Source organism: Actinosynnema sp. NPDC023658 (assembly GCF_040639995.1).
Classification (GTDB): Bacteria; Actinomycetota; Actinomycetes; order Mycobacteriales; family Pseudonocardiaceae; genus Actinosynnema.
Genome location: NZ_JBFAAX010000704.1, coordinates 1 through 2,995, shown reverse-complemented (window position 1 = coordinate 2,995; position 2,995 = coordinate 1). Strand labels below are relative to the sequence as shown.

Genomic DNA, 2,995 nt, shown 5'->3' with positions numbered 1-2,995 from the left:
AGCCGCACGGCGGGTGGCCGAGGCGGAGGCCGCGGTCGCGAAGGCGGAACGGCGGCGGCGCGACGCCGACCAGGCGCGACAGGCCGCCGAGGAGACCACCGAGGACGCGGTGCGCGCGGCCGAACAAGCCGAACAGGACGCCGAGACCGCCTACGGACAGCGGGACGCCGCACGGGCCGAAGCCGACGCGGCCGTCGCCCGGGCCGAACAGGAGATCGCCGCGATCCGGGTGGAGGCCGCGGCGGCCGTCGACGAGATCCGCCGGGACGCCGACACGCAGGTCGAGCAGGCCAAGGCCGACGCCGTCGCCCACGCCGAACAGGCTCGGCGGCAGGCGGTGCGGGAGGTCGAGCAGGTACGCGCGGATACCCAGGCCCAGCTCGACCAGGCCCGCCGGGACGCGCAAGCCGAGGTCGAACGCGCCCGAGCCGAAGCACAAGCGCAGGTCGACCAGGCCCGTGCGGACGCGCAGGCACAGATCGAGCAGGTACGCCAGGACGCGCAGACCCAGGTGGACCGGGCGCGTGACGAGGTGAAGGCGAGCGTCGAGAAGGCCCGCGCCGAAGCCGAGGCGGCGAACGCGGCACGGGTCAAGGCCGAACGCGCCGAGCAGGCCGCCCACGACGCCCGCACCGAGCTGGACCGCGCCCGAGCCGAGCTGACCGACCAGCGCGACGCCCACCGCGCCCACCTGGACCAGGTGGAACGCGCCGTCCGCGAACGCCTCGACGCCCTGGAGGAAGCCCGCGCCCAGACCCTGGTCCGCGCCGAACGGGCGGAACAACAGCTCGATCGACTGCAAGCCGAGCTGGATGCGCTGCGGGCCGACCGCGCCTGACACCGAGCCTGGCGCAGGTCGTGGGCGTGCCCCTAACCGTGCAACCGCACGTCCCCGGTCGTGCCCGCGAAGTCGAGCAGCCGGGCTCCCTCGGCCTCGACGTCGGCGCGCTGGCCACCGGTCAGCGGTCGGAACAGGTCGACGTCCAGGCCGTCGCGGGTGATCTTCCAGGTGCCGTGCACGAAGCCGTCGACCAGCAGCGTCGGCTTGCCGCCGATGATGATCCCGCGCCGGTAGTCCTCGTCGGAGATCACGCGGGTGCGGTCGTCGTGGCCGAGCAGCAGGTTGTCGAACTCGGGCAGGAACCTCGCCGGCGCGGGCGTGTCGGCGTCGGGCAGCGGCGCGTCCGGCAGGTCGTAGAGCGTCCGGCCGCGTTCGTCGGTGAACACCCGCAGGTCCATGGCCTCCACGATGGGCTTGAGGCGGCTCATGCCCGCCCACGTCTGCACGTCCTTCACCGACGCCGGTCCGAACGCGGTCAGGTAGCGGCGCACGAACTCCTCCATCGGCGCGGCGGGGCCGGCCGGTCCGAGCCAGTGCGCCGCGGTGGTCCACGCCGCCGCACCCGACCTGCCCCAGACCGCACGCGGCGGCACCTGCACGGACGGCACCAGGAAGCTGCCCGCGTAACCCAGCGCCGTGGCGTCGTGGTCGGGCCACCGCGAGCCGAGCAGGTCGCTGATCTCCCGCCGGGTGCGCGGCTTCTCCTCCAACAGCGCGGTGACGGCGTCGGTGAACGCGTCCGCGTCGAGCCCGTCCAGGACGAACCCGAACGGCGAGGACCCGAACCTGCGGTGCAGGAACGGCCGGAGCAGCGGTTCGAAGCGGCCGTGGTCGGCGGCGGTGACCAGGTGGATCGTGGCGCGGTGCAGCGACGCCCGCACGACCCGCCGGTCCAGCAGCAACGAGCCCAGCTCGTCGGGCCGGAACGACCGGATCCGCGACCAGAGGCCGTAGTAGGGCGAGAACGGCTCCTGCGCCTGCATGCCGACCAGGTGTTCCACCACGTCGCAGGCAGTGCGGTCGACCCGGTCGAGCAGGAGCTGGCGGTGCAGGGTCGCCCGGTTCAACGCGCGGGTGGTCAGCTTTTCGATCACGACGCCACCCTAGAGGGCATCGAGGACGACTACGGTCCTCAATTGACCCGCACGCCCATCCTGAACAGGCGTTCCCGGGTCTGCTGCGTCAACGGGTGATCCCAGCCGGCCAACCGGTAGTAGTCCTGGAAGAGCCCGATCAGCAGCTGCGCGGCTTCGGTGTGCCGGTCGGACTCCCACAGCGCCGCCGCGAGGTCGCTGCACGCGTCCAGGGTGAGCTCGTCGTCCCTCCCGAACAGCCGCAGACACCGCGCGTGGGTGTCCTCCAGCAGGGCCAGGCCGCGTGGCCGGTCGTAGTGCCCGAACAGGATCGAGCCCAGCGTCTTGGCCGTGATCAGCGTGTCCGGGTCGTCGGGCCCCTCGCGGTCGGTGAGCAGCCGGAAGGTCTCCTCCAGCAACGTGGTGCCCTCCTCGATCTCGCCGCGCATGACCAGGGCCGTGGCGAGGTTGCGCGCGCACGCCAGCGTGATCGGATCCTCCGGTCCGAGAGAGCGGCGGTACCGGGTCAACGCCTCGCGGTGCACCGCCTCGGACTCCGGCAGCCGGTGCAGCCGGTACAGCACGCCGCCCAGGACGTCGTACAGCTCGACGGTTCCCGGCGCGTCCCGGCCGAGGTGGCGCTCGACCTGGCGCAGCAGGGTGCGCAGCTCCGGTTCGGCCTCCTCGTCCAGCCCGTCTTCGAGCAGCCCGAACACGCGGTCGCCCAAGTCGAGCACGTCCTGTGGCAGATCCACCACTCCTCCTTCTACACGCCCGAGTGCACCAGCTGCGCCCAGGTGACGGGTTGTCGTGGGTGCTCGTCGCGCAGCCGGCGCACGGCGTCGTGCAGGGCGACCGCCGCGTCCGTCGGGTCCAGCGCACCGCCGCGGCCCAGTCGGCGGTAGACGTCGGCGGACACCGCGGCGGCGCTGGCGGCGTCCACCGACCACAGGGTGCCGATGACGTGCCGCCACCCGAGGTACTGCAATGCGCCGGCCAGCGTGACCGCTTCGTCGGGCACGGTCGCGGCGCCGCGCGCGGTGTGGCAGGCGGACAGGAACGCGAACTCGCCGTGCGCGGT

The 2,995-nt window shown here is 73.2% G+C and carries 3 protein-coding genes and 1 pseudogene; 1 reads left to right on the top strand and 3 read right to left on the bottom strand.

Annotation, left to right across the window (positions count from 1 at the left end):
* Positions 1-838 (top strand): annotated as a pseudogene (locus AB0G02_RS33480) (hypothetical protein); the annotation flags it as partial.
* A 32-nt stretch (positions 839-870) separates the two neighbouring features.
* On the opposite strand, the gene AB0G02_RS33475 reads toward AB0G02_RS33480, so the two are convergent.
* From AB0G02_RS33475 to AB0G02_RS33465, 3 genes are all read right to left on the bottom strand, one after another.
* The gene (locus AB0G02_RS33475; protein ID WP_360802352.1) at positions 871-1,935 is read right to left on the bottom strand and encodes a winged helix DNA-binding domain-containing protein; all 1,065 of its coding nucleotides are present in this window, start codon (positions 1,933-1,935) and stop codon (positions 871-873) included.
* A 38-nt stretch (positions 1,936-1,973) separates the two neighbouring features.
* On the bottom strand, positions 1,974-2,669 hold the full coding sequence (locus AB0G02_RS33470) for a tetratricopeptide repeat protein (protein ID WP_360802348.1): 696 nt from the start codon (positions 2,667-2,669) through the stop codon (positions 1,974-1,976).
* A gap of 11 nt (positions 2,670-2,680) precedes the next feature.
* Positions 2,681-2,995, bottom strand: a 315-nt coding sequence (locus AB0G02_RS33465) for a CHAT domain-containing protein (RefSeq protein ID WP_360802345.1), incomplete at its 5' end; no start/stop codon positions are given.